General features: G+C 69.3%; 26 protein-coding genes. 12 read left to right on the top strand and 14 right to left on the bottom strand.

Translation table 11 applies throughout. The annotated features are described in order from the left end of the window. Positions 1 to 442: TerD family protein (locus AB0P17_RS28920; RefSeq protein ID WP_365815179.1), on the bottom strand; the 442-nt coding region annotated here is incomplete at its 3' end. A 207-nt stretch (positions 443 to 649) separates the two neighbouring features. Between AB0P17_RS28920 and AB0P17_RS28915 the strand changes: the two genes are divergently transcribed. After that, a complete protein-coding gene (locus tag AB0P17_RS28915) occupies positions 650 to 1063 on the top strand; it encodes a BlaI/MecI/CopY family transcriptional regulator (protein WP_365815177.1) in 414 nt (137 codons plus the stop codon). 5 nt (positions 1064 to 1068) lie between these two features. Next, complete coding sequence (locus AB0P17_RS28910; protein ID WP_365815174.1) at positions 1069 to 2064, top strand: M56 family metallopeptidase; 996 nt, start codon at positions 1069 to 1071, stop codon at positions 2062 to 2064. Between the two features lie 40 nt (positions 2065 to 2104). Here the strand turns inward: AB0P17_RS28910 and AB0P17_RS28905 are convergent, their stop codons facing one another. The 5 genes from AB0P17_RS28905 to AB0P17_RS28885 all read right to left on the bottom strand — a co-directional run bounded on the left by AB0P17_RS28905 (position 2105) and on the right by AB0P17_RS28885 (position 8930). Beyond that, a complete protein-coding gene (locus AB0P17_RS28905; protein ID WP_365815172.1) occupies positions 2105 to 3625 on the bottom strand; it encodes an FAD-dependent monooxygenase in 1521 nt (506 codons plus the stop codon). 158 nt (positions 3626 to 3783) lie between these two features. Next, a complete protein-coding gene (locus AB0P17_RS28900; protein ID WP_365815170.1) occupies positions 3784 to 4194 on the bottom strand; it encodes a PTS fructose transporter subunit IIA in 411 nt (136 codons plus the stop codon). Continuing rightward, positions 4191 to 4841, bottom strand: coding sequence for a dihydroxyacetone kinase subunit DhaL (gene dhaL, locus AB0P17_RS28895; protein WP_365815168.1), 651 nt, complete (start codon positions 4839 to 4841; stop codon positions 4191 to 4193). The genes AB0P17_RS28900 and dhaL overlap by 4 nt, the downstream gene beginning before the upstream one ends. Before the next feature lie 90 nt (positions 4842 to 4931). Next, entirely contained in the window at positions 4932 to 5924 is a 993-nt protein-coding gene (gene dhaK / locus AB0P17_RS28890; protein WP_365815166.1) for a dihydroxyacetone kinase subunit DhaK, read from the bottom strand. A gap of 1827 nt (positions 5925 to 7751) precedes the next feature. Next, on the bottom strand, positions 7752 to 8930 hold the full coding sequence (locus AB0P17_RS28885; protein ID WP_365815164.1) for an aldo/keto reductase: 1179 nt from the start codon (positions 8928 to 8930) through the stop codon (positions 7752 to 7754). Between the two features lie 517 nt (positions 8931 to 9447). Here AB0P17_RS28885 and AB0P17_RS28880 point away from each other — a divergent pair. Both AB0P17_RS28880 and AB0P17_RS28875 read left to right on the top strand, forming a co-directional pair. Beyond that, a complete protein-coding gene (locus AB0P17_RS28880; RefSeq protein WP_365815162.1) occupies positions 9448 to 9804 on the top strand; it encodes a helix-turn-helix transcriptional regulator in 357 nt (118 codons plus the stop codon). Continuing rightward, positions 9804 to 10238 carry a hypothetical protein gene (locus AB0P17_RS28875; protein ID WP_365815160.1) on the top strand — a complete coding sequence of 145 codons (435 nt, stop codon included), beginning with the start codon at positions 9804 to 9806 and terminating at the stop codon, positions 10236 to 10238. Before AB0P17_RS28880 ends, AB0P17_RS28875 begins: the two co-directional genes overlap by 1 nt. A 221-nt stretch (positions 10239 to 10459) precedes the next feature. Here the strand turns inward: AB0P17_RS28875 and AB0P17_RS28870 are convergent, their stop codons facing one another. After that, complete coding sequence (locus tag AB0P17_RS28870) at positions 10460 to 11791, bottom strand: metallophosphoesterase (RefSeq protein ID WP_365815158.1); 1332 nt, start codon at positions 11789 to 11791, stop codon at positions 10460 to 10462. A 267-nt stretch (positions 11792 to 12058) separates the two neighbouring features. Beyond that, a complete protein-coding gene (locus AB0P17_RS28865; RefSeq protein WP_365815156.1) occupies positions 12059 to 12574 on the bottom strand; it encodes a cyclophilin-like fold protein in 516 nt (171 codons plus the stop codon). A 100-nt stretch (positions 12575 to 12674) separates the two neighbouring features. Here AB0P17_RS28865 and AB0P17_RS28860 point away from each other — a divergent pair, with 100 nt between their 5' ends. Continuing rightward, entirely contained in the window at positions 12675 to 13556 is an 882-nt protein-coding gene (locus AB0P17_RS28860) for a helix-turn-helix transcriptional regulator (protein WP_365815154.1), read from the top strand. A 252-nt stretch (positions 13557 to 13808) separates the two neighbouring features. Here the strand turns inward: AB0P17_RS28860 and AB0P17_RS28855 are convergent, their stop codons facing one another. After that, the gene (locus tag AB0P17_RS28855; protein ID WP_365815152.1) at positions 13809 to 14675 is read right to left on the bottom strand and encodes a helix-turn-helix transcriptional regulator; all 867 of its coding nucleotides are present in this window, start codon (positions 14673 to 14675) and stop codon (positions 13809 to 13811) included. A 747-nt stretch (positions 14676 to 15422) separates the two neighbouring features. Between AB0P17_RS28855 and AB0P17_RS28850 the strand changes: the two genes are divergently transcribed. From AB0P17_RS28850 to AB0P17_RS28820, 7 genes are all read left to right on the top strand, one after another. Continuing rightward, entirely contained in the window at positions 15423 to 16190 is a 768-nt protein-coding gene (locus AB0P17_RS28850; RefSeq protein WP_365815150.1) for an SDR family NAD(P)-dependent oxidoreductase, read from the top strand. A 25-nt stretch (positions 16191 to 16215) separates the two neighbouring features. Then, the gene (locus AB0P17_RS28845) at positions 16216 to 17196 is read left to right on the top strand and encodes an aldo/keto reductase (protein WP_365815148.1); all 981 of its coding nucleotides are present in this window, start codon (positions 16216 to 16218) and stop codon (positions 17194 to 17196) included. A gap of 42 nt (positions 17197 to 17238) precedes the next feature. Further along, positions 17239 to 18216 (top strand): aldo/keto reductase, encoded by a 978-nt coding sequence (locus tag AB0P17_RS28840; protein WP_365815146.1) that lies wholly within the window; start codon positions 17239 to 17241, stop codon positions 18214 to 18216. Between the two features lie 43 nt (positions 18217 to 18259). Continuing rightward, complete coding sequence (locus AB0P17_RS28835) at positions 18260 to 18631, top strand: DUF2255 family protein (RefSeq protein WP_365815144.1); 372 nt, start codon at positions 18260 to 18262, stop codon at positions 18629 to 18631. Positions 18632 to 18748: 117 nt separating this feature from the next. Then, a complete protein-coding gene (locus AB0P17_RS28830; RefSeq protein ID WP_365815142.1) occupies positions 18749 to 19414 on the top strand; it encodes an SDR family NAD(P)-dependent oxidoreductase in 666 nt (221 codons plus the stop codon). A 56-nt stretch (positions 19415 to 19470) separates the two neighbouring features. Then, entirely contained in the window at positions 19471 to 20508 is a 1038-nt protein-coding gene (locus AB0P17_RS28825; RefSeq protein WP_365815140.1) for a hydroxyacid dehydrogenase, read from the top strand. Positions 20509 to 20519: 11 nt separating this feature from the next. Next, complete coding sequence (locus tag AB0P17_RS28820; RefSeq protein ID WP_365815138.1) at positions 20520 to 21197, top strand: HAD-IA family hydrolase; 678 nt, start codon at positions 20520 to 20522, stop codon at positions 21195 to 21197. Between the two features lie 28 nt (positions 21198 to 21225). On the opposite strand, the gene AB0P17_RS28815 is transcribed toward AB0P17_RS28820, so the two are convergent. The 5 genes from AB0P17_RS28815 to AB0P17_RS28795 form a co-directional block, all read right to left on the bottom strand. Further along, positions 21226 to 22290: a zinc-binding dehydrogenase gene (locus tag AB0P17_RS28815; RefSeq protein WP_365815136.1), complete on the bottom strand. Its 1065-nt coding sequence runs from the start codon at positions 22288 to 22290 to the stop codon at positions 21226 to 21228. Positions 22291 to 22357: 67 nt separating this feature from the next. Next, positions 22358 to 23080, bottom strand: a complete 723-nt coding sequence (locus AB0P17_RS28810; protein ID WP_365815134.1) for a nitroreductase — start codon at positions 23078 to 23080, stop codon at positions 22358 to 22360. 89 nt (positions 23081 to 23169) lie between these two features. Further along, positions 23170 to 24156 carry an NADP-dependent oxidoreductase gene (locus AB0P17_RS28805; protein ID WP_365815132.1) on the bottom strand — a complete coding sequence of 329 codons (987 nt, stop codon included), beginning with the start codon at positions 24154 to 24156 and terminating at the stop codon, positions 23170 to 23172. A gap of 159 nt (positions 24157 to 24315) precedes the next feature. Continuing rightward, a complete protein-coding gene (locus tag AB0P17_RS28800; protein WP_365815130.1) occupies positions 24316 to 25428 on the bottom strand; it encodes an NADH:flavin oxidoreductase/NADH oxidase in 1113 nt (370 codons plus the stop codon). Between the two features lie 195 nt (positions 25429 to 25623). Beyond that, complete coding sequence (locus AB0P17_RS28795) at positions 25624 to 26493, bottom strand: helix-turn-helix domain-containing protein (RefSeq protein WP_365815128.1); 870 nt, start codon at positions 26491 to 26493, stop codon at positions 25624 to 25626. Positions 26494 to 26546: the final 53 nt, after the last annotated feature.

Below are 26546 nucleotides of genomic sequence, written 5' to 3'. Positions count from 1 at the left end.
CCTCGCTCAGGTCGTAGCGGGCCAGCTCGGCGCCGCCCGCCTGGTTGACCACCCGGATGTACGCGTTGCGCACCTGACCGAAGCTCTGGCCGCGGTTCTCGGCGTCATGGATCGACACGGGGAAGACGATCTTCGAGACCTGGGCCGGCACATTGGCCAGGTCGACCTTGACGGTCTCGTCGTCGCCGTCGCCCTCACCGGTCAGGTTGTCACCGGTGTGCTCGACGGAGCCGTCGGGGCTCTTGAGGTTGTTGTAGAAGACGAAGTGCTGGTCGGAGGCGACCTTGCCGGACTCGTCGACCAGCAGCGCGCTGGCGTCGAGGTCGTAGTCCGTACCGGTCGTCGTCCGTACGTCCCAGCCGAGGCCGACAAGGACCGCGGTCAGTCCCGGTGCCTCCTTGCTGAGCGAGACATTGCCGCCTTTGGACAGGGAAACTCCCACGCTGCTCCTCCTGAGCTGAGCTGGTTCGGTCATGCGAAAGTAAAATCTACAGCAGTGTAGAAGTAAAACGGGAGCGAGATCCGGCCCGCTCCCCGGCCGGTGTCCGACCCCTTCCCCGCCACCCGGCCGGGTGGCGCCCGCCCCCGGCTCCGTAGCATGGACGCGCATGCGTCGTGGTGCGTCCGCGAGGCCGGAGGGGAGACAGCGGTGACGGAGCACGGGGGCCCTGACGAGCGCCCTCGCAGGCGCGGCCAGGGCGAGCTGGAGTCGCAGGTGCTGGCCGCGCTGCGGCAGGCACCCGGGCCCGTCACGGCCGCCTGGGTGCAGGAGCGGCTCGGCGGGGACCTCGCGTACACGACGGTGATGACCATCCTGACCCGGCTCCAGGCCAAACGGGCCGTCACCCGGGAGCGCGCGGGCCGCTCGTTCGAGTGGCGCGCGGCCTCGGACGAGGCGGGGCTTGCCGCGCTGCGGATGCGCAAGGTGCTGGACGGCGAGACGGACCGCGAGGCCGTCCTCGCCCGCTTCGTCACCACGCTCTCGGCGGACGACGAACGGCTGCTGCGCGACCTGCTCGCCCTCCCGGAGGACGGCTTCCCCGAGGGCGGGGCGGAGGGCTGACGGCGATGGGGGTGTTCGTCTTTCTGCCGCTCGTACTGCCGCTGACCGCGCTGCCCGTCGCGCGCCTCGCCGCACTCCATCTGCACCCCCGGGTCGCCACCCGCCTGCTCTCCGTCCTCGCCGCCGTCCTCGCGGTGTGCAGCACGCTCTGCCTGGGGCTGCTGGTGGTCGTCGGTACGGCGCAGCTCCCCGGCAACCCGCTGCCCGACGCCTGGTCGGACCCCGAGGTCCGCGAGGCGGTCCCGTACGACGAGATCGCCGGCAAGGCGGCCATCGTGGCCCTCGCCGCGGCCGGAGCGGGGTGCGCCGGCGCCGCCTGGCGCCACCGGCGCGTACGCCGCCGCGCGCAGGAGGCGCTGGCCGGTCTGCCCGGCGGCGAGCTGGCCGTCCTGGCCGACGAGGCACCGTACGCCTACGCGCTGCCCGGTCCCGCCCGCGCACCCCGCGCCGCGGCGGGGGAGGGCGACGACCCCGGCGACGGGCCCCGCGGCCCCGGGCGGATCGTGGTCTCCACCGGGATGCTCGCCTGCCTCGACGAAGCCGAGCGGGACGCCCTGATCGCCCACGAACGCGCCCATCTCGCGGGCCGGCACCACCGGTTCCTGCTGACGGTACGGCTCGCCGCCCGCGCCAATCCGCTGCTGCGCCCGCTGCGTGCGGCGGTCGCCTACACCAGCGAGCGCTGGGCCGACGAGGAGGCCGCCCGGGTGACCGGCGACCGCACCGTCGTGGCCCGCGCCATCGGCAAGGCCGCGCTCGTCTCCCGGGGCACCCCGGCGCCGACGCTGGCCGGGTTCTCCGCGCCGAGCCCCGGACCCGTGCCACGCCGGGTCGCCGCGCTGCTGGGGCCCGCGCCGTCGGCCGTCCACTGGCCCTCGGTGCGCAGCGCGGTGGGCCTGGCCGTCTGGGCGGCGGCGGCCGGAACGGTCGGCTCGGCCCTGTCCTCGGCGAACGCCACGGTGACGCTCTTCCTCGTCCTCCACGCGGCCACACCGTTCTGAGCACGGGATCGGCGCCCGGCCGCCGCCCGCCGGGGCCGGGTCAGCCGCGCACAGGCCGCGCCAACCCCGGCTCCCGCTGCGGCTGCGGCTCCGCGAGCTCGGGCCCGACCGGTGTGAAGAGCACCGCGCGCAGGACCCGCGGTGTGAAGAGCACACCGACCGTCGACGTCAGATGGGTCACCTGCCGGAACGCGTCCCCGACGACCGGATCACCGGCCGCGCGCGCCACCACCCGGCCCAGGTACCAGGCCCCCGGCCGGTCCGCCGCACGGATCCGCGCGGCGTTGCCGCGCGCGCCGGGCAGCGGCCGGTCGGCTCCGGCCGAGAGGTCCCACGCCTGCCGCGACGCCTTCAGCAGCGCGCGCTGCACGCGCCGGGTGGTGGGTGTCCGGCGGGGATCCGAGAGCGCGTTCCCCAGCGCGAGGGCGCCGAGCGCGGCGATCGTCATGCCCTGCCCGTACACCGGGTTGAAGGCGCACAGCGCGTCCCCGGTGGCGAGGAATCCGGCGGGCCGCCGCCCCGGCCGGTCGTACCGCCGCCGTACGTTCGCCGTCGAACGGAACGCGTGCACCGGCGACGCCGGCTCCGCCTTCAACAGCCATTCGTGCAGCGCCGGATGGGGGAGCCGGGTGGCGAACTCGGCGAAGGCCTCGTCGTCCGAGGGCGGTTCACCTCCGCGCAGCCCGGTGAGCGTGACGATGTGCAGACCGCCCTCGACGGGCAGGACGACACCGCCCTCGGCGTGGTCCTTGTCCCCGACGAAGAAGTAGCCGTGGCAGTCCGGTCCTTCGCCGTTCTCCGGGGCCCGGTAGAGCCGGGACGCGTAGGCGAGCCCCGTGTCCAGCGTCTCCTCGTGGGGCGGCTCCGCGCCGATCCCGGCCAGCCAGTCCGGGGCGCGGGTCCCGCGCCCCGAGGCGTCCACGACCAGGTCGGCCGCGAGCGGGCGCACGTCGTGACGCGTCCCCGCCCCGCGCTCACGCAGGCGTACGCCCCTGACCCGGGTGGCGTCCCCGACCAGCCCGACCACCTCCGTGCCCTCCACCACGGTGATCCGCGGATCGGCCAGCACCCGGCGCCGTACCAGCCACTCCAGCATCGGGCGTGAACCGGTGAGGAGATGGGTGGACGCCGGAGTGCGCCGGTAGAAGCTCCCGCTCTGCCACTGCACGAGATCGTCGGGCTGGCCGACCCGGGGGGAGCCGTTCTCGCGCAGTTCGTCGAGGATCCCGGGCAGTAACTCCTCCATGGCCCGTTGCCCGCTCGCCAGCAGCACATGGAGGTGGCGGCTCTGCGGGACCCCCGCCCGGGGCTCGGGACCGTCCGGGAAGCGGTCGCGCTCGACAACGGTCACCCGGTCGGCGTGGTCGCTCAGCACCCGGGCCGTCAGCAGGGCCGAGAGACTCCCTCCGACGACGACGGCGTGCCGCGCCCGGCGGCCCAGGGAACGGTCCGTCCCCCCGGGCCTCTCCTCGGCCGCCCCGGCGCCCGTTCCCCCATCCGTCCCCTCGCCCCTGCCGTGCGCGTCCTGTGCGCCGGTGTCCACGCCCGCCGAGTTCGCCATGCCTGTCCTTCCGGAAGTTCTGGACCGCCACCGGCGCGGAAGGCGCCGGTGCCTGCGTGACGGCTCAGTATTCCGGTGGCGCGATGCCCGGATCACGACGACTCCGCGCCTTTTCCCGGTCCGGGGCCGATTCCGGGCGCATGCCGTACGGGTACGGGTCACTCCTTGCGGTACCGGTACGCCTCCTCCGCCGCGGCCACCACCGCGTCCAGATCCCCGCCGGCCGAGGCGGTGACGTACGCGGCCACCGCTCCCTCCACGAACGGCGCGTCCACCAGCCGGGCCCGCTCCGGCAGTTCGTCGCCCTCGGCGAGCAACGCCTTCACCGTCAGCACGGCGCTGCCGAGATCCACCAGAAGAGCGACCCCCGCACCGCGGTCGACCTCCGCCGCCGCGGCCGAGATCAGCTCGGAGCTGGTCCCGAGCCCGCCGTCCCCGGTGCCGCCCGCGGGCGCGATCGGGGCCGCGCCGCCGCCGCCCGCCAGCCCCCGCGCGAGCGCGGCGACAGCCGTGGCGACCGCCGCGCTGTGGGACACCAGCACGATGCCGACCGGCGCTCCGCCACTCACCGTGCCGCCTCCGCCGTGTCGGCGAGGGCGGCGATCAGCAGCGCGGACGACGTGGCGCCCGGGTCCTGGTGCCCGATGCTGCGCTCGCCCAGATAACTCGCCCTGCCCTTGCGCGCCCGGAGGGGCACGGTCGCCAGGGCGCCCCGCTCGGCGGCCTCGGCGGCTGCCCGGAAGGACGGGCCGGCCGGTGCCGGGGCCTCCAGCGCCTCGACCGCCGGCTCCAGCGCGTCGATCATCGTCTTGTCCCCGGGCGCGGCCCCGCCGAGCTGCGTCACCGCCGTGACTCCGGCCCGCAGCGCCTCGGCGAACTGCTCGGGCGTGACCTCGGCGGCATCCCCGAGCGCCTTGCCCGTACGGCGCAGCAGTGTCCCGTACAGCGGTCCGGACGCGCCGCCCACGGTGGAGATGAGCTGGCGGCCCGCCAGGATCAGCACGGCGCCCGGAGAGGCGGGCGCGTCCTTCTCCAGCGTGGCAGTGACGGCCCGGAATCCGCGCTGGAGGTTGCTGCCGTGGTCGGCGTCCCCGATGGCCGAGTCCAGTTCGGTGAGCCGGTCCGCGGCACCCTCCACGGCCTTCGCCGCGACCACCCCCAGCCAGCGGCGGAAGAAACCCGCGTCGAGCGTGCGGTCCGATGTCTCGTCGGTCACGTGATCTCCTCACCCCGTGGAACGTTTCCTCACGTCCCTTGTCCTGCCTCGCGTCGCCGTACCGTCGCGTGCCGCCGTGCTGACGGGCGCTCAGCGGCCCCAGCGCAGCGCAGGGGTCTCGACCGGCGCGTCCCACAGCCGCAGCAGCTCCTCGTCGACCTGGCAGAGGGTCACCGAGCAGCCCGCCATGTCGAGCGAGGTCACATAGTTGCCGACGAGGGTACGGGCCACCGCCACACCGCGCTCGCCCAGCACCCGCTGGACCTCGGCGTTGAACCCGTACAGCTCCAGCAGCGGCGTACCGCCCATGCCGTTCACCAGGGCGATCACCGGTCCGGAGGGGCGCAGGTCGTCCAGTACGGTGTGCACCGCGAAGTCCGCGATCTCCCGCGCGGTCATCATCGCGCGCCGCTCGCGCCCGGGCTCACCGTGGATCCCGATGCCCAGCTCCAGCTCGCCGTCGGGCAGGTCGAAGGTGGGGCTGCCCTTCGCGGGCGTGGTGACGGCGCTCAGGGCGACCCCGAAGGTCCGGGACAGCTCGTTCACCCGCCGCCCGATCGCCTCGACCCGCTCCAGCGGCGCCCCCTCCTCGGCGGCGGCGCCCGCCATCTTCTCGACGAACAGCGTCGCACCCGTACCGCGCCGCCCCGCCGTGTAGGTGCTGTCGGTCACCGCCACATCGTCGTTGACCAGCACTTTCGCGATCTGGATGCCTTCGTCCTCGGCCAGCTCGGCAGCCATGTCGAAGTTCAGGACGTCGCCCGTGTAGTTCTTGACGACGAACAGCACCCCGGCACCGCTGTCCACCGCGGCGGCGGCCCGGACCATCTGATCCGGCACGGGGGAGGTGAAGACCTCACCGGGGCAGGCGGCAGCGAGCATTCCGGGCCCGACGAACCCCCCGTGCAACGGCTCGTGCCCGGACCCGCCCCCGGAAACGATCCCCACTTTCCCGGCCATGGGCGCGTCGCCGCGTATCACCACACGCCGTTCGACATCGACGGACAGCTTGGGGTGCGCGGCGGCCATGCCCCGCAGCGCGTCCGCGACCACGGTCTCCGGCACATTGATGAGCATCTTCAACGGTATCTCCCAGGTAGGCTAGTAGATGTGCCTCTGGTCAGCGTTATTGCAGGTCAAGATGCGTGTGAGCGCTTGGTGATCTTGGCGGTTCTCGGCGCTTCCGAGCGGGGTCCAGCGGTACTGACGCTGGCCTCATGCCGACTTTTCTGATACATCGCCAGCTCCCTGGGGCGCGGTCCGGCGCGGCGGTCTGCCGCCCGATTCCAGTATCGATCGAACCTGGCCAGGTGGCACGGCATGCGGCGAGATCGGGGGCGAGGCGTGTGTTGCTCCGCCTTGTTTCAAGCGAGGCTGAGCCGCTTCCCCGGGGATCGGCTCAGTTTGTCTTTCATGACCTGCGGCTTTGTCTCCTGGAGGACCTCCAGACTATGCCGGTGGCTCTTTCTGATCTTTCAGGGGCCTGTCGAACTGTTTTCATCTGTCGATCATGATCTTCATGTCTGAGCGTGGTTCGTCGGCGGTAGTCGACCGTGCGTGCGAGGTTCTCGGCTGTGGTGCGCTCCCTACCCGACGTGCCCACCAACGGGAGGATTCTCCTGGAACGATGTCCAGTCGAGAATGGAGGGGTCGTCCAGATGTCCTGCTCGGGAAGGTGCAGGGTGAGGCGCGCCTTCATCCGGAGTCCAGGGCTGATGTCAGGGCTCTGCCATTGTCGGACGACGGCCTGTTCCGTAACGAGGAGCCGGTCAGGCCGCAGACGCAGTCGTGGCGGGGTGAAGATTTCCGCGAACAGGGCCATCACCGCCTCTCGGTGGTCCCCGTCCTCCTCGAATCGCTCCTGCCACCTCTTGAGTTGCTCAAGCGTGGCTTCCACTGCGTCATCCGTGGACAACAGGGACTGCCAGGTGTGGACGAAGTGCTCTCTCGTCTGCGCGTCTTGCGACGTGACGAGGGCCAGGTCTGTGCCCACGTCACTGGAGACGAGTGCCAGGAAAGCTTCCAGTGCCACGCGGCGGGGCGAGCACCACCCTGTTCGAGAGGCCGAGAGGTAACGGTCCAGCGCTGGACGGTACGGGTGTGCGCCGTGTCGCACCGGCGACTCGCCCAGCTCCCCACGCACCCGGGCGAGGCCGCCCGTCGCCCGCAGGCCGGCACGAGCCAGCCCAAGACGGCGGACAACCGCGCCAGCGCTCGGACGACACTCACGGTTGCACCTTGCCCCGCCTCCTCCGCCCTTCGCAGCCGTGCGTGGCGCCGATGACGGGAGTCCGGCAGGCCGGTGACCGGCCTGCCGGACTCCGGGAAACCCCCTGGACAGCCAGCTTCACCTGCTGTTACGGATGGAAACAGAAGGACCTCGCCCCGGAGGCGACGCTTGTGCTCAGAACCACCGACCGCCCCGCAGAGCAGGAATCCGTGTCGTCCGTTCTCCCCGCCGGCATCGAGCCCCTGCTACAGCTCGAATTCGAGATACAGCCGTCCAGCGGCCCAGGGTCGACGCGCTGTCTCGGCCACCCGAGCGAGCTGGTCCTTCATGGGATCCCCGCGATGTGCCCGACCTGCCGCGCCCGGCGCGACTGGCTGCTCGTCAACCACGGCCGCAACGTCTGGGTCTGCTGTCGCTGCAGCAACCAGTGGCTCGGACGCGAGATCAGCCGTGCTGACTTCGACTCCCTGATTGCCGTCCGGACGGGACGACCCACTGCAGCGTCGAGGAGGGCCTCGCCGTACTCGGTTTCGACGGGGCCTTCGCCGACGCCTATCTGGATTAGAAATGAGCCGAAAGCGGATAGGAATCACTTCGGGTCGAGGATGGGTATATCGGCCCGGACTCCGAGCGGCTTTCCGGGCATGGCGGGACGAGCGAAATTGATCTCGTCGATTACTTCACGCTGTCTGGTCGACCATTTGCATCTGCATTTCATTCATGCGTTCGCCGTGTACTTTAACTCCGGCGAAAGCGGTTTCGATTTCACCGAGGTCTCCGGCCGACAGTTGAACGTTGAGTGCGCCCAGGTTCTCGTTCAGATGCTTCGGGTTCCGGGTGCCCGGGATCGGGACAATCCACGGCTTCTGTGCAAGGAGCCAGGCCAGGGCGACTTGCGAAGGTGTCGCGTTCTCGCTCTTCGCGATGCGCCTGAGGAGATCAACGACAGGCATATTGGCCGCCAGATTTTCCGGGGAGAAACGGTCAAATGTCGCTCGAACGTCTGTTTTTGGATCCAGCTTTGATCGGGCGTCTATCGTCCCCGTGAGGTACCCCATTCCCATGGGCCCCCATGGGACGAAGCCGATTCCCAGCTCCTCGCAGATCGCGAGCACGCCGTTCTCCTCCGGGTCCCTTTCCATCAGTGAATATTCCGTCTGGATCGCTGTGACGGGCTGAACGGAGTGTGCTCGTCGGATGGTCCTGGCGCTCGGCTCGGAGAGGCCAAAGTGCAGAACCTTTCCTTCTGCGATGAGGTCCTTGACCGTCCCGGCCACGTCCTCGATCGGCACATCCGGATCCACCCGGTGCTGGTAGTAGAGATCGATGCGGTCCGTCCGAAGCCGCTTGAGCGATCCCTCGACCACTTTCCTGATGTGGTCCGGCCTGCTGTTGAGTCCGCTCTTCGCCTTGCTGTCGAAGCCGAACTTGGTCGCGATCCTGACCTCGTCGCGGAGGGGTGCGAGTGCCTGTCCCACCAACTCCTCGCTTGTGTGCGGGCCGTACACCTCGGCGGTGTCGAAGAACGTGACACCCCTTTCGTGGGCCTCCCGAAGGACCCGGATTCCCTGGTTGATGTCGGCAGGAGGCCCGTAGTTGGCGCTGATGCTCATCGCGCCGGCCCCCATTTCCGAAACCTCCATCTCTCCGAGCATTCGTGTCCTCATTCCGCTGCCCCTGGGCACGGTGCTTTCACTGCCCCGACTGCTGCTGACCGGGGACTGATCCGAGCAGGCGGACAGGAGCGACGTTCCGACGACCAGCCCGGCCCCGACGAGACCGGTCCTCGCCATGAAGTTGCGGCGGCTGAAGGCGCCATCTCGATTATTCGATTCCGTTTCGTTCGTGCGGTTCTTCATGACAGGTCTCCCCTATGGTGGATTGAAATGCCTATCGGCAGGAGTATTTCGTGGGGCGTTCGCCCGTTGTACGGTCCGCGGTTGCCTTCGTCCGCGGGTTCCGCGGTCATCAGGACGAGTGGCTCGACGGGACCAACGGTTTCGAACGGGCCGGACGTCGACAGGAAGCGAAGCCGATGCCCGTGATCAGAGCAGGCGGTCTTCTTCGACCGTGTCGTCGCCGTAGTGACCTGGCCGGGAGAGACGCTTCGTGGAAGACGCGGGCGCGCACAGCCGAGTGGCGTCACCCGCGTCTCCCGACCCGCCGGTCCCGGAATTCGTCGTACGGTCCTTCGCCTCGTCGCCATATGACCGCGGGGCCAGGCTGGGTAACCCCGCACGGAATCTCGGTTGCCTTGTCGTCCGTGTCCTCCGGTGCCGACCATGCAACCGGTCACCGGGAGGGTGAGGAAGTCTCTGCCGGAACGTGTACTGACAGCCCACCCCACGTGCCTGGAATCCCGCCTGGCTTTGAGGGGTGGACAACCGTGACGCGGCCGACGCCTTCCTCAGCTCCCGCCGGGCCGAGATCACCCCTGAGCAAGCCGGGCTGCAGCACTGCAGCCGCAACCGGCGGGTGCCCGTACTGCGCCGTAACGAGGTCGCCGACCTGGCCGGGATCAGCGTCGAGTACTACGCCCAACTCGAACGGGGCAACCTCAATGGTGTCTCCGACAGCGTCCTTGGCGCCCTCGCCCGAGCACTGCAGCTCGCCGAGGCCGAACGGGCGCACCTGACCGACCTCGCCCCGCGCGGCCGGTCCCGCACTCCGTACCCGTCGCAAGCCCCCCCACCCGGCAGGTCCGGCCCGGCGTGGCGCGCATCCTTGAGCTGATGACCGAGGTGCCGGCCTTCGTGAACAACGCGCGCCTCGATGTCCTCGCCGCGAACTCTCTCGCCCAGGCACTGTACGCGCCGTTCTTCGCGGACCCGGGGCCGTCCGGCCAACCATGCCCGCTTCGCGTTCCTCGACCCCCGGCCCGCGATTTCTGCCTCAAGTGGGAGCAGGGCGCCGACGACACCGTGGCCGTGCTGCGCACCGAAGCCGGCCGTGACCCGTACGACAGGGCGATGACCGGACTCATCGGTGACCTGCACCCGAACTTCGAGACCATGGAACTGTCCGCCGCCCCCGGCCTGACCCTGACTGCCCTGAGCGCTGAAGCCGGGTCACCCCACGAGGACGCCCTCCGGATCCTCGCGAGATGGGCCGCCCACCACCCGGCCGACGCTCTGGCCGAACCGGGTGCGAGCCACAGGCACTGCTGAGCGGCCGGCCTCGTCGCCCTCATCACCGCCTCCCGCTGGGGAGGGAGGGGCGCCCGCCGGGTCATCGTCAAGTACGAGGCGGAGGGCCGGGGTTACTGCGCCGGGATGGCCGCCCTGCTGAGCCGTGCCCCCAGGGGCCGGTGGCTCGGCTCATCTTCCCGCGACGACCTGAGGGAAGGCCACGACTCCCGACCTCCCTCTGCAGCTGTGGGCTCACAGCATCAGGTGCCTTTCGAGGCAAGCTCGACCACGGTGATGTCGGACGGGGCGCCTACACGGACCGGTGGGCCCCAGGCACCGGCACCGCGGCTCACGTAGAGCTGGGTGTCGCCGTAGCGTTCAAGGCCCGCGAGTGCTGGGTTTGCCAGCTCGGCGATGAGGTTGCCTGGCCACAACTGGCCGCCATGGGTGTGGCCGGAGAGCTGGAGATCGACGCCGTGGTGGACGGCGTCGTGGATGACGATCGGCTGATGAGCCAGAAGGACGGCGGCACGGGAACGGTCGCGGTCACCGAGGGCCTTGCCGAAGTCGGGGCCCTCACCCTCCCTTTCGCCCGCCACGTCGTTGACGCCCGCCAGGTCGAAGCCGGGTATCTCCACACGGGCGTTCTCCAGCGGGCGCAGTCCCAGGTCGCGCACCTTCTCGACCCATGGCTCGGCGCCTGAGAAGTACTCGTGGTTCCCGGTGACGAAGTAGGTTCCGTGGCGTGCCCGTAGTCCGGCGAGCGGCTCGACGGCCGAGCTGAGGTCTTCGACGCTGCCGTCGACCAGGTCGCCGACGACGGCGATCAGGTCGGGCTGGGTCGCGTTGATGGTGTCGACGACCCGCTGGGAGAAACCGCGGCCCAGAATCGGTCCCAGATGGATGTCGCTGACCACAGCGATCCGGAACCCGTGTGCGCTACGAGGCAGTTCGGCCAGCGGGACGGTGAGGCGCTTCACCTGGGGGCCGCGCAGCACACCGTAGGTCCCGTGGGCGACCGTGCCGACGGCAACGGCCGCTGCCGTACCGCCCACGACACGCGAGACGAAGAGGCGGCGGGACAGGCCCGCCGGGCCGGGGAGCGAAGGCGCGGACGCCGGCGCACGCGGGGGCTCGGCCACGGCGACAGGCTCCGTCGTGTTTCCCGCGGTACCGGACCCGTCATGCTCCACCACCGGGGACCGGGGCGGGCCGACGGCGACGAGGTCCTCGCCCCGGTGCGCCCGTTCCTTCGTATCCGCTCCGGCGTCCTGCCATGCGAGCCACCGTCGCAGCAAAGGCCGGACCGCCTCGCCCGCCAGCAGTGCGAGCAGCACGTACAGGAACACCGCCATCCACAGATATCCGGGCCAGGCCAGGATCTGTTCGAGAAGGAAGGGAACCCACGGTCTCTCGGCCACCAGCGCGCCGCCCGTCAGCAGAGGCCCGGCCACGAAAACGACGCTCCCGGCACGCCGCTGGAGCGAGCCCCGGGGCATCGTGTCGCGCACCAGACGACGCCACGCGTACCAGTGGAGGGCACCGAACGCCGCCAGCACGACGAGTCTGACCAGCATAAAGACGAAGATCACGGCCGAGCGGGCCCTTCCTGGAGACATCCTCGGGACGGATGAGTCCCACAACGGCCTGATGCCCCCGTGCCTTATGGTCCACGACGCGGCGTGCCCGCAGTCTGCGGAACCCCCCGGGGCGAGTGGGACACCGCGCCGTACGTACCTTGGCACGGGTCGCACACCGCGTGGGAGGGAGAGTTTTCTACCTGGTTGCTCGGTTCGCGATGACGGCATCGCGGCTGATGTACCCGCATGAGCGGCTGAGGCGCACGCACAAGTGGAGCGTCACCCGACCTCGATTCGCATGTCTATGTTCGCGGGCAGGTCTTCGAAGACGCTCACGTCAGATGTGATCTCGCCCATTTTCGTGAGGGTCGGGACCGAGGTGGTCGGCTCGTAGATGATGGTCACGCTGTCACGTGGATTGTAGTAAACAATGTCACCGGGCTGGACATCGGTGTAGAAAGGCCCCGTCTCGGTCAGCGGGTCGGACAGCTCGGAGATGTACTCGATATCCAGGTTCCTGAACCACGGCAAAGTGACCGGCAGCATTTCCTCGAAATCCCGGGCCGCGTCACTGTTATTGAGCCTGGCCTTGATGGTGCGGTCTCCGGCGGTAAACGTGATGGGCGTGCCCTCGTTCACCGACGCGTCGGCGTCCGCGGACGGGCGGGACCCGGGCGAGGAGACCTCGGCGGTCTCTGAGGGCGATCCGGTGGAGTCGGCGACTGTGCTGGAGGAGCACGCGGTGAGGGTGACCGCAGTCGCCGCGCCGGTCACGGAGGCGAGAAATTCCTTCATGGTCCCAGTCGATCTCAGGCCAACTCGGCGAGGAAGTCACTGCTGAGAGGTGTACTGACAGCACATCCCTGCGCGGACCGGCTTCTTCTAGGCTGAAGGCGTGGACAACCGCGAAGAGGTCAAAGCCTTCCTCAACTCCCGACGTGCGAGGATCACCCCTGAAGACGCCGGCCTGACGATCCATGGCCGCACCAGGCGCGTGCCGGGCCTCCGCCGCAGCGAGGTCGCCGAGCTGGCCGGTGTCAGCGTCGAGTACTACGCGAAGCTTGAGCGCGGCGACCTCAGCGGTGTCTCCGAGAGCGTGCTGCATGCCCTTGGCCGAGCGTTGCGGCTGGATGAGGCTGAGCGATCGCATCTGGCAGATCTCGCCCGCGCCGCCGGCGCCCCGCGCCGTGCCCGCCGTCAGACTTCCGCTCAGAAGGTCCGGCCCGGCGTGGCCCGCATCCTCGACGGGATGAGCGCGTTGCCGGCCTTCGTGCACAATGGGCGTCTCGATGTCCTCGCGGCGAACCCTCTTGCGGAGGCGCTGTTCGCGCCTGTGTTCGCAGAACCGGCCCGGCCGGTCAACCACGCCCGGTTCAACTTCCTCAACCCGCGTGCCCGAGACTTCTGGATCGACTGGGAGAGGGCTGCCGACAACACCGTGGCCCTGCTGCGCACGGAAGCCGGACGTGACCCCTACAACAGGGCACTGACTGATCTCGTGGGGGAGCTGTCCACCCGCAGCGAGGCTTTCCGGGTCCGCTGGGCCTCACACGACGTACATCTGCACCGCACCGGACTCAAGCACATCCACCACCCGGTCGTCGGCGTTCTGCACCTGTTCTACGAGGTCTTCGATCTTGCAGCCGACCCGGGGCTGGCCCTGGTCGTCTTCAGTGCCGAGGCGGGGTCACCCAACGACGACGCGCTGCGGTTGCTCGCCAGCTGGGCCGCCACCCACGATCCGGCCGATGCTCTGGCGAGACCCGACCAGGGGTGAGACCAGTACTACCAGCGGGCGGGAGTCGCCCGGTTGTCCGCCCGACGGGTCCCGTCGAGGCGCACGTTCGGTGACAGCAGTCCCGTTCGGCGCGTAGGCCAGGTAGCGGGCGGTACCGGTCGGCCGGGCCCGTACCAAACCTCGGCGCTGGGCGGGGTCAACCGCCGGTGGAGGACGTCTCGGTGAACAGAATTCGCGCCGGCCTTCGGGCAGGAGACGGGGTGGTGATTCCTGAACGGAGGACGCCCGCGATCAGTTTGCTGCGTCGGCTCTCGGCTCGTGGTTGGCGGCCCAGGAGGCGAGGAAACGCAGCGCCTCGTGTGAGGGAGTGCCTGGCTCCGCGGTCAGGATGACGAGCTGCTGGTCGGGATCGGTGGGACAGGCGAGGGTTTCCCAGTCGAGGGTGAGGTCGCCGGCCACGGGATGGCGGAATATCTTCGTCCCCGTCGAGTGGTGGGCCACATGGTGGGCGGCCCACCACTCCCGGAACTGAGGATCCCGTTCGGACAACTCATCGACGAGTGCGGTCATGCGCGGATCGCCCGGGTTATCAGCTGCTTCCATCCTCAAAAATGCCACGGTGTTGCGCGCGGAGCTTTCCCAGTCCGCGTACAATTCCCTGAAAGAGGGATCGGTGAAGACCAGTCGCACGGAATTGCGATGCTCCTCCGGGATCTGGGAGAAATCCGTCATCAAAGCTGCGGCGAGGGAATTCCAGGCGAGAATGTCCATGCGGCGGCCGAGAATGAGGGCGGGTGTGTCGCTGAGATTGTCGAGGAGCCGCCGCGTGGGCGGCCGGACCTTCTGCGCTGTCTGCCGCCGTGGCCGCGTGTTCTCCTTCCCCGCCAGTTGGAGCATGTAGTCGCGCTGGTCTTCGTCCAAGCGCAGCACCCGGGCCAGGGCGATCAGGACCGGAGTGGAGGCTTCGATCCGGCCCTGCTCCAGGCGGGTGTAGTACACGGTGCTGATCGCGGCCAGTTGCGCCACCTCTTCCCTGCGCAGGCCCGGGACCCGCCGCAGGGCACCGCTCTCGGGGAGACCCATCGCATGCGTGCTCAACTCGGCGCGCCGGGCCTTGAGGAATTCACCCAGCTCGCTGAGGTGTGCGTTCCTGCTCATGTACGTCACGGTACTGCGGAAGCCGCTTCGGCACAGCTCGGCTGAGGGGTAGAGATCTATACCTGGAACATGCGTCTCCAGTAAAGGAGAAATTCGCCTACGCCTCCTCTGTGAAGGTGTTCGTTTTTCCGATCATGATGATCAGGGGAGCGGGGCCGCCGGAAGGATGCGTATCCTCTGCGGTCTCGTAGCCGCCAGTAGTCGACGTGCCGGTCGAATTCTGCCCCCCCTGTACTTGTGCGAATTAATTTGGAGTCGACTGAACTATTTCACTGGACAGCCGGGACGGTCGGAGGACTGCGACCGATGCCGACGACACAGCTTACGAAGGCTTCTGGTGATCCTGCGTGCTCGATGGCACGGACTGCTTTCAGGCGCACGGCCTCGGGAGTCGACTCGACGCTCTGAGCCGCAAGGGATCCCGACACTCAATCGGGATGCGGAGCTGCGCTCCGACCCCCGCGCCCGTCCCTCGGGTAAATCGCCGGGGGGTAGAGTTTTATACCCGGAAAGATTTCTCCCATTGTCGCCTTCGGAAGCCGATGGCACCGTTGTATATGTGTCCATGGACAGATCGGAAAGACGGTTGCCGGCCAGGTGTTCTTCCTCCGCCGGATGCGGCTGGCAACGGTACATGCCCAACGAATGCTGGGTACGCCCGATCTGGCCGCGCGGCCGACCGGGGCGGCCGCTGTGATACGCCGCCGCTTATCCGTCCCTTCATCGTTCAGAAAAGAGAAGTACCCCATGGCAACGAATCTGGCCGGTACCGTCGCCCTCGTCACCGGCGCGAGCAGCGGGATCGGCGCCGCGACTGCCCGCCAACTCGCCGAGCGCGGCGCGTCCGTGGCGATCGTGGCCCGCCGCAAGGCCCGCCTCGAAGAGCTGGCCGCGGAGATCGAGAAGGCCGGTGGCACCGCCCTGGTCGTCGAGGCGGACATCACCGATCGCACCCAGGCCGAGGCCGCCGTGCAGCAGACCGTCGAGCGGTTCGGGCAGCTGGACATCCTGGTCAACAACGCCGGTCTCATGCTTCTGGGGCCCGTCGTCGGCGCGGACGTCGAGGAGTGGGAGCGGATGCTCGCGATCAACGTCCAGGGCCTGCTGTATACCACCCGCGCCGCCCTGCCCCACCTCCTCGAAGCCGCCGAGGACGGACCGCGCCGGGTCGCCGACATCGTCAACATCAGCTCCATCGCCGGACGCGTCGCCTGGAACGGCTACGGCGTCTACAACCTCACCAAGTTCGGTGTGAACGGCTTCACCGAGTCCCTGCGCCAGGAAGTCACCCAGCGGCATGTTCGCGTCAGTGTCCTGGAGCCGGGCGGCGTCGACACCGAACTCGGTTCCCACAACGACCACAAGCCCGAGGTCCGCGAGGCGATCGGCGCCTTCAACGAGCGGACCGAGGTCCTCCTCGCCGACGACATCGCCGACGGTGTCGCCTACATCGTGACCCGGCCCCGGCGCGCCTCGATCGCCGAGCTCTGGGTCATGCCCACCGACCAGGCATGACGGCCACCACCGCAAGGAGAATGAGATGAAGCACGTATCACTGGGCGGGCTCGATGTCTCGCGCATCGGCCTGGGCGCCATGACCATGGCCGGCACCTACACGACGGGCGGCGGCCTCGACGACGACGAGTCGATCCGGACCATCCACCGGGCGCTGGACCTCGGAGTCACCCACATCGACACCGCCGAGATCTACGGCCCCTTCCACAGTGAGGAGATCGTCGGCAAGGCCATCAAGGGCCGACGCGACGACGTCGTCGTGGCGACCAAGTTCGGTCTGGTCTCCCACGCGGGAGGCGGCCCCGGAGTCACCGACAGCGCCGCCGGTAACGTGAAGGCCGCGGTGGAAGGCTCCCTCAAGCGCCTCGGCACCGACCACATCGACCTCTACTACCAGCACCGCGTCGACCCGAACACTCCCATTGAGGAGACCGTCGGCGCCCTGGCCGAACTGGTCGCAGAGGGCAAGGTCCGCCACATCGGCCTCTCCGAGGCCGGCCCCGAGACGATCCGCCGCGCGCACGCCGTACACCCGGTCGCCGCGCTCCAGACGGAATACTCCCTGTGGACCCGCGACGTCGAGGCCGAGATCCTTCCGCTGCTGCGCGAGCTGGGCATAGGGTTCGTTCCCTACTCGCCCCTGGGCCACGGCCTGCTGACCGGGCAGATCCGCACCGTCGACGACTTCGCCGACGACGACTGGCGCAAGACCAACCCGCGTTTCACCGGCGAGAACTTCCAGCGCAACCTGCGCATCGTCGACGAAGTCCAGGCCGTCGGCGCCGAGATCGGAGCGACCCCGGCCCAGACCGCCCTGGCCTGGCTGCTGACCCGCGGCAACGACATCGCCCCTATCCCCGGCACTCGGCGGGTCTCGCGCGTCGAGGAGAACACCGCCGCCGACGGCGTCGAACTCAGCGCGGCTCAGCTCGACCGTCTCAACAACCTCACACCGGCCTCGGGCGCACGCCACGACGAGGCGAACATGGCCAGCATCGACCGCTGACCGCTGACCGGCTGCGCCACACCCCTGCCGAAGGAGAACGCAATGAAGTACACGTGCCTGGGGACTTCGGGCCTCACCGTCAGCCGCATCGCCCTGGGAACCATGGGATTCGGCGATGGGTCCCGGGAGAAGTGGGCCCTCGGCTACGAGGCTGCCGCACCGTTCTTCCAACAGGCACTCGACCTGGGGATCACCTTCTGGGACACCGCCAACATCTACAGTTTCGGTGCCTCGGAAGAGATCGTCGGCCGGGCGGTCAAACATTTCGCGCGACGTGACGACATCGTGCTGGCGACCAAGGTCCACCAACACATGCACGACGGCCCCGGGGGCTCCGGGCTGTCCCGTAAAGCGATCATGGAGCAGGTCGACGCGTCGCTCACCCGCCTCGGCACCGACTACGTCGACCTGTACCAGATCCACCGCTTCGACCCGCACACTCCGGTCGAGGAGACGATGGAGGCGCTGTACGACGTGGTCAGGGCCGGCAAGGCCCGCTACCTCGGAGCATCCAGCATGTTCGCGTGGCAGTTCGCCAAGATGCAGCACGCCGCCGAACTGAACGGGTGGACGAAGTTCGTCTCCATGCAGGACCAGTACAACCTGGTGCAGCGCGGGGAAGAACAGGAGATGTTTCCTCTGCTGGCCGACCAGGGTGTGGGCAGCCTGCCGTGGAGCCCGCTGGCCGCAGGCGTCGTCGCACGACCGTGGGGCGTGAGCGACACCCAGCGTGGCAAGGACAACCCGAGCACCGACTTCGACGGGCGCCCGCTGTGGCAGGACAGCGACCGGCCGACGATCGACGCGGTCGAGCGCATCGCGAAGGACCGAGGCGTGTCGATGGCCACGATCGCACTGGCCTGGGTCCTCAAGAACCCCGTGGTCGACTCGCCGATCGTGGGTGCGACCAAGGACCACCACCTGCCCGCCGCCGTGGCGGCGCTCGACATCACCCTCACCGACGACGAGGTCACCGCGCTCGAAGAGCACTACGTGCTGCGCGAGCCCACCTACTTCTGACCGGCCCCAAGAACAGTCCCGCCTCCCTGAGAGAAGAATCAGCATGAGCTCCTGGAGCCCTGCACAGCTCCGCGCGATCGCCGAGAACGCGGATCTCTTCGTCTCCCCGTTCCGTGAGGACGGTGCCACCTACGGCACCCCGACCCAGACCTGGGCACTCGTCGTCGACGGCGACGTGTACGTGCGCGCCGCCAACGGACAGCAGTCGAAGTGGTATCAGGCCGCCATCCGCCAGAAGGCCGGGCGCGTGCGCGTTGCCGGCAAGTACCACGAGGTCATCTTCGAACCCGCCGACAGTGGCGTCGGCGCCGCCGTCGACGCCGCGTATGAGGAGAAGTACCCGGGCAGCTCCGCGGTGCCGATCATGCAGGGTGACGGACCGAGATCGGCGACGGTCCGCATCTCACCCCGTTGAATTCCCGCCCGCCCGCCCGGGCACCGGACCACGGCCACGACGACAGGTGTACCGGCTGCGCGGGAGAGGCGGCCGGCCTCGGGGACGTCGGCGGCGAGCCCCCTTGGAGGAGGACATATGACCACCATCGTCATCATCGGAGCGGGACGCGGCCTCGGAGCCGCCGTTGCCCGGCAGTTCGGCCACGGCGGCTTCGACGTCGCCCTGATCTCCCGCAGTCAGGACCGGCTCGACGCGCTGGCGGCCGACCTGACCGCGGAGGGCGTGACCGCACGCGGTTTCACCGCCGACGTACGCGATCCGGCCGCCTTGGAAGCCGCCCTGGACGCGGCAGCCGCGACACTGGGCCCGATCGAGGTGCTGCAGTACAGCCCGGTGCCGCAGAAGGAGTTCATGCGGCCGGTGCTGGAGACCGCCCCCGCCGACCTGGCGGGTCCGATCGAGTTCTCGCTCTACGGACCGGTCACCGCGGTGCGCCAGGTACTGCCCGGCATGCGGATTCTCGGCCGAGGCACCCTCCTCTTCGTCAATGGAGGCAGTGCCGTACGCCCTCACCCCGAACGGGCCGGTACCTCGGTCGCCTTCGCCGCCGAAAGCGTCTACGCCAGGATGCTCCACGACAGTCTCGCCGACGACAACATCCACGTCGGGCAGCTCATCATCCCGGGCGCGATTGCGCCCGGTGACCCGCACACGGATCCCGCCGTCCTTGCTCGCACGCTGTGGGACATGCACGGCGAACGGACGGGGTTCCGGCACTACGTACACGACCTGGACACGTGACCGTCGGACGGGCACGGACCACCGGGCCGATCTCCGTACACACGCAGAGGAGTTCCGTGAGTACTCCCCATCTCACCCCCGCCAGGCCGGTCGTGGTCCTGCGTCCCGCCCCGCAGCGCACGGACCGCATCTTCACCCCCGCCGCGATGGAGTTGCTCCGTGACCGGTTCACCGTGGTGGACCTGGAGAAGGATCCCTCCGAAGAAGCACTGGAGGAGGTTCTGCCCGATGCCTTCGCGATCGTCGGACAGCCCGACCTGCCGGTCCAGCGGCTCGCCCGCGCGGGCAGGTTGCGGGCTCTGCTGAACGTCGAAGGCAACTTCTTCCCCAACGTCGACTACGAGACCTGCTTCGAGCGCGGCATCCACGTCCTGGGCTGCGGACCCGCCTACGCCCAGGCCGTCGCCGAGTACTCCCTCGCACTCGCGCTGGACCTCGCCCGGGGGATCAGCCGTGAGGACCGTGCCTTCCGGGCCCGAAGGGAGCGGTACGTCTCCGACAGCAACGCCGACGCTGTCCTGCTGCAGGGCTCCGACGTAGGCCTGGTGGGCTTCGGCAACCTCGGCCGCGGCCTCAACCGGCTCCTTACCCCCTTCCGGCCCACCGTCCGTGTGTACGACCCCTGGCTGCCGCCCGGTGTCCTGTGCGAACACGGGGTGCTGCCCGCCTCGCTGGACGAGACCCTGTCCCGCAGCCGCTTCGTGTTCGTACTGGCCACCGTCACGAACGAAAGCCGCCATCTGATCGGAGAACGCGAACTCGGACTGCTGCCGGACAGCGCCCGCCTCGTCCTGGTCAGCCGCGCACCGGTCGTCGACTACCCGGCACTGCTCGCCCACGTCGCGCGCGGACGCCTGCTCGCGGGCATCGACGTATGGCCGGAGGAACCGGTCGCCGCTGACGACCCCGTCCGCGATCTCGACGGTCTCGTGCTCTCCGCACATCGTGCGGGCGGCATCCCAGAGGCATTTCAGACCATCGGCGACATGGTCCTCGACGACCTGACACTCCTCGCCCAGGGGCTTCCACCCGTCCGTATGCAGAGCGCCGCCCGCGAACTGGTCGGCCGCTACCGCAACCGCCCCGTGACCTGAAGAGATCGCCCATGACCGCTCAGCCCCACCCGTCCACCGTGTTCAACATTCCCTGCGAGGGCCTGCTTTTCGACAACGACGGTGTCCTGGTCGACTCCGACCACGGTGTCGATCAGGCGTGGAGCCAATGGGCCCGCGACCGCGACCTGCCCGCGGAGCAGGTGACCGCCATGGTGCACGGCCGCCGTTCGGCCGACACCGTCGCACTCCTGGTGGCCGATCCGGAGGAGCGGCCGGCCGCGCTCGCCGCGATCGACCGCCTGGAGGTCGAGGCCGCGGCCACCACCACCGAAATCCCCGGCGCCCTCGACTTCCTGGAGAGCCTGCCGAACGGCCGGTGGGCGGTGGTGACCTCCGGCGTAACCGCCCTGGCCCGGGCCCGCCTCACGGCGGCGGGACTGCCCACTCCACCCGTGCTCATCACCGCGGACGACGTCATCCACGGCAAACCGGCGCCCGACGGCTACCGGACCGCGGCGGAGAGACTGGGCTTCGCCCCGACACGGACGGTTGTCTTCGAGGACAGCACCGCAGGGGCGAAGGCCGGAGTGGCGGCGGGTGCAACCGTCATCGGAGTCGGGCAGCGCGGACTGGCCACGGACGCCCCCATCGTCATCCGCGATCTGCGCGGCCTGAAATGGCACGACGGCGTACTCCGCCTCGCGGCCGTGGACCTGCTGCGGTTCTGACCACGCCCTGCGGCACACGGGGGCGCTGTCAGCCGACGACAACCACCGGCTTGACGACGGTCTGGTCGCGGCTGCGCATCAGTTCGAGGCTCTGCCCGACCGCGTCCCAGCCGTGCAGCACGTGCGTCGCGAGGGGCTCGGTGTCGAGCTTGCCGTTCGCGATGAGCAGCAGGAGGCGCTCCATGTAGTCCCTGCCCTGGTTGGCCTGAGCCGCGGTGAGGAACTTCTCCATCACGCCGTAGTTCCAGACGTTCATCGGGATCGTCACGGTCTCGTCGTCGAAGAATCCCGAGACCACCGACACGTGGCCGCCGAACTTCGTGAGTCTCATGGCCGTGCCGATCTGGTCACTCGCGTTGCCGCCGCTGGCGACGAGGACGCTGTCGACCTGCGTGCCGCCGGTCAGGGTCATGATCTGCTCGTAGACGTCACCCTTCTTGTAGTCGACGAGGTCGGTCGCCCCGTACTGCGTGGCGAGGGTCATCGTGTTCGGGCGCGAGCCGACGGCGATGATGCGGCCGGCGCCTCGGAGCGCCGCAGCGGCCACTCCCATCAGCCCCACGGGCCCGACGCCCAGGATGACGACGACCTCGCCGAACTGGATCTCCATCCGTTCGACGCCGGTGAACCCGGTGGCGGCCATGTCGTCGACGGACACGGCCTGGACGTCGGTGACTCCGTCGGGGATGTGTGCCAGGTTGGAGTCGGCGTCGAAGCACTTCACCAGCTCGGAGAACCATCCTCCGTTGGTCGGGTCGTCGGAGAAGTAGGGGCTCTTGCTCTGGTGGAACTTGCCCTCTCCTCGCTGTGCCCGGGGGTGGCGCCAGTCGGCGAGCCCGGCGGGAAGAACGACACGGTCCCCGGGGGCGAAGTCGGTGACCTGGTCACCGACTCGTTCGACGACTCCGACCGCCTCGTGGCCGATGACCTTGCCCAGCGCGTTCGGCAGCGAGAGCGAATCGATGAGATGCACGTCCGTCGTGCAGGTGGCCACCGCGGTCGGGCGGACCAGGGCGTCGTACGGTCCGATCTCCGGTACCGGAACCTCCTGCCAGTCGGCGCGGCCCTTCTCCTGGATGACGTAGCCCTTCATGGCGCTGTTCCTTTCGTGTGGTCTGTACGGGGACCGGCCGGCCCGGCGTGGCGCCGTCGGCCACCGGTCAGGCGGAGGTGGGGGATGGGTGGTTGTCGAACAGGCCGGGGGTGTCGTGGGTGACGACGTTCTCCTGGAGGGGGACCCTGTCGAGGCGGTAGCTGTTGTCCGGGGATGCGTGGTCTTCGTATCCGAACGAGATGCCGAAGAACAGCTTCAGGTCGTCGGGAACGTCCAGGACGTCGCGGACGGTGTCGGCGTAGAGACCCAGCACGGTCTGGGGGATCCCGCCCAGCCCTCGGGCGGCGAGGGAGAGCAGGAAGGTCTGGGCGTACATGCCGATGTCGCCGCCCACGCGCACGCCGTCACCGAAGGCGGGAGCGAAAAGCATGGCCACGTGGGGAGCGCCGAAGAACGCGAAGTTGCGCCGGTCTGCCACGCGGCGTGCCGCGCGGTCCGACCGGGCGATGCCCAAAGCGTCGTTGCGGGTCTTGGCCTGGTGCGCGGAGCGCTGTGCGTACGGGCCGAAGTACTCGTTCTGGTCGAAGGTGAAGTCGCCGGATGCCTCCCCTGCTGCTTCGGCCCGCAGAAGCTCCTTGCTCAGCAGATCACGCTGCGGGCCGGAGACGATGTGGATCTGCCAGGGCTGGGTGTTGCAGTTGGAGGGGGCCATCCGTGCGTCCTCCAGCACGCCGCGGATCTGCCCGGCGGGCAGTGGTTCCGGCAGGAACGCGCGAGCGGCGTGACGGGCCCGGACGGCCTCGGCGAAGGGAAGGGTGTCGCCAGACACAATGCTCCTTGTGCGGACGGGGTGGTAGCAGGGCGATGCCCGTGCACGGGTGGGACGACGCTCGGTCTCGGTACTCCCGCGACGCCTTTTCACATGGCTGCCGTGGGCGGGAATTCGAGGATGAGTCGCCCCCGCAGGCCGCCCTTCTCAAGCAGTCGATGAGCCTCGGGAGCCTGGTCGGCGGGCAACGTCGCCGCGACTCGGAGGGTCAGCTCTTTCGATTCGACCTGTTCGCGCAGCCGGGTGATGGATGCGGCGTCGGTGACGCGTGAGCGGACGTTCACGGGATGCACGATGACGCCGCGGCCCGGATCGCCGTCCCAGAAACGGAGGACCGCGATCTGTCCGTTGCCGCGGATCGCGGGCGCGATCCGGTCGTGCAGCATGGCACCGTCCGCCACGGCGTCCGCGCCACCGGGCACCACGTCCAGCACGCGTCGCGCGATGTCGTCACCGCGCGCGACGAAGTCGTCGGCGCCGTGGGAACGCAGCCACTCCTCGTCGTGCGCCGACGCCACTGCCACCACGCGCAGGCCCTCGGCGGCGGCGAGTTCGACGACGTAGCCGCCGACGGCGCCGCCGGCTCCGGTGACGACCAGTGTCGAGCCGGGCGCGAGGGCGAGGGTGTCCAGGACGCTGCGGGCGGTCAGCGCGTTCATCAGGAACGAGGCTGCTTCCGGGAACGTCGTTCCGGCGGGCTGGTGTGTGACGGCCGCGGCCGGCAGGACGACGTACTCGCTGTAGCCGCCGTGACGGCCGTGGTTGTCGACGATGCCGATCACGGGGTCGCCTTCGGAGAGCCCGTACGCGGCCGTGACGTCGTCTGCGGCCTCGTCGATCGTTCCGGCCACGTCCATGCCGGGAATGAAGGGAGGTTCGAGATCGCGGTACCACGCGGCGAGGGAACCGTCGCGGAGCATGGCGTCGGCCGGGTTCACTCCGGCGGCACGCACCCGCACCCGCACCTCGCCGGCACGGGCGTGCGGCTCAGGAAGCTCGACGGTACGCAGCACTTCCGGGCCGCCGTAGGTGTGAAGGCCGATCGCCTTCACCGATGGGGACTGCCTTGTGCTCATGAGGAGGTGTTCCTTTCGTGGATGCCGGCGGTCGGCTCACCCGCCGCCCCTCGGCGGGCGGGAAGCGTGTGGACCGTCTCGCGGTGCTGGTGGGCGGATACCGCCTGTTCGGTGTGAAGTCCTCCCCGCGCGTCCACCGCGCGAGGGACCTTCCCCCTTTCAGCGCTTGCCGCGCCGTCGGACGGCGTAGCCGTACTGCTCGGGCCAGCGGGGCTCGGCGCCGAGTTCGAGTGCGGCGTGCTGGGGCCAGTACGGCTTGCGCAGCAGTTCGCGGCCGAGCAGGACGGCGTCGGCCTGTCCGGTGGCGACGATGTCCTCGGCCTGGGCGGGTTCCAGGATCAGGCCGACGGCGCCGGTGGGGAGCCCGGTCGCCGCACGTGTCCGGGCGGCGAAGGGCACCTGGTAGCCGGGACCGACGGGGATCGTGGCGTCGGGGACCATGCCGCCGGTGGACACGTCCAGCAGGTCGACGCCGTGGGACTGGAGTTCCTTGGCGAGGCGGACGGTGTCGTCGCCGGTCCAGCCCTCGCGCGCGTCCTCCGGATTCTCGGTCAGCCAGTCAGTGGCCGACGTGCGGAAGAAGACCGGCAGGTCCTCGGGCCACACCTCGCGTACGGCGTCGACCACCTGAAGGGGAAAGCGCAGGCGGTTCTCGAAGCTGCCGCCGTAGGAGTCGGTGCGGTGGTTGGAGGCCGGAGAGAGGAACGAGTTGATCAGGAAGCCGTGGGCGCCGTGCAACTCGACCACCTGGAAGCCCGCGGCCAGCGCGCGCTCCGCCGACTCGGCGAAATCACGCACCAGTTGCTGGATCTCGTCCACCGTGAGCTCGTGAGGCACCGACCGCCCGGTGAACGGCACCGGGCTGGGCGCGACCGTCTGCCAGCCTCCCTCGGATTCCGGGATGTACCGGTCGGTGAGCCAGGGCTTGTCGACGGATGCCTTGCGGCCGGCGTGGCCGAGCTGGATGGCCGGGACCGACCCGTGGGAGCGGATGACCGCGGTGATGCGGGCGAACGCCTGCTGCTGGCGGTCGTTCCACAGGCCCAGGTCCCAGGGCGTGATGCGCCCGTCGGGCCGTATCCCGGTCGCCTCGGCCATCACCAGCCCGGCACCGCCGGCGGCCCGGCCGGCCAGGTGGGTGAGGTGAAAGTCGGTCGGCACTCCGGTCTCCGGCCCGTCCGAGGCGGCGGAGTACATGCACATCGGGGATGTCCAGACGCGGTTGGGGATCTCAAGTGACCGCAGGGGCAGGGCGGTGAACAGGGCACTCACGGGTGGTTCCTCATCAATGTGGGATGTACTGGCCCAGGGGCGGGCAATGGCTTGGGGCGCAACGAGGTGCCAGAGGTGTGACGCGACGGTGCGCCACGACACAGCCTTCGCGCAGGACGGACCGTGGTTGTGGATCGCCGATCGCGGGTGTGTTGTATTCCGGCGGTGGTCCCCGGCCGGTCTGTACGGGTGTGGTCAGGTGGTGGTGTCGGGTGCGGGCTGCTGTTGGTCCGTGGTCCAGGAGGCGAGGATGCGCAGCGCGTCGTGGGACGGGGTGCTGGGTTCGGCGGTCATGACGACGAGTTGCTGCTCGGCGTCGATGCCGGCGGTGAGGGTGTCCCAGTCGAGGGTGAGCTCACCGGCCACGGGGTGATGGAAGGTCTTGCTGCCCATGGTGCGGGCGGCGACATGATGGTCGCCCCACCAACGGCGGAAGTGCGGGTCCTGCACCGACAGCTCTCCGACGAGGGCAGCCAGCCGGGGGTCGTCGGGATACCTGGCAGCCTGCATCCGCAATTGCGCCACGGTGGTGTGGGCGACCTCCTCCCAGTCCGCGTACAAGGTTCTCATCGCGGGATCGGTGAAAAGAATCCGTGTGTGGTTTCTTTTCTTCTCCGGGATTTCCGCGTAATCGGACATCAAGGCGGCGGCCAGGGAATTCCAGGCAAGGATGTCCGTGCGGCGGCCCAGAACAATGGCCGGAGTGTCGATCAGGTTGTCCAGGAGGCGCTGCAGCGTGGGCTGCACCTTCTGCGCGGCACGACGGCGCGGCCGGGCCTGGTCCTTGCCGGCAAGTTCGAAGAGGTAGTCCCGTTGGTCGTCGTCCAGCCGGAGTACCTGCGCCAGAGCGGACAGCACGGGCCCTGAAGCCTGGATGCGGCCCTGCTCAAGGCGGGTGTAGTACTCGGTGCTGATGGCGGCCAGCAGAGCGACTTCCTCACGGCGCAGTCCCTTGACCCGCCGCAGGCCGCCCGTCTCCGGCAGGCCCACTGCGCGGGGGCTCAGTTCGGCCCGGCGGGTCTTGAGGAACTCGCCCAGCTCGTTGAGATGCGCGTTGCGAGTCATACCTGCCAGTGTGACACCGAATGGAACGGCAATGGAGGGTAGGAATTTATACC

This window comes from Streptomyces sp. NPDC088124, assembly GCF_040685895.1.
GTDB lineage: Bacteria > Actinomycetota > Actinomycetes > Streptomycetales > Streptomycetaceae > Streptomyces.
This window is presented reverse-complemented; position numbering and strand designations above follow the sequence as displayed.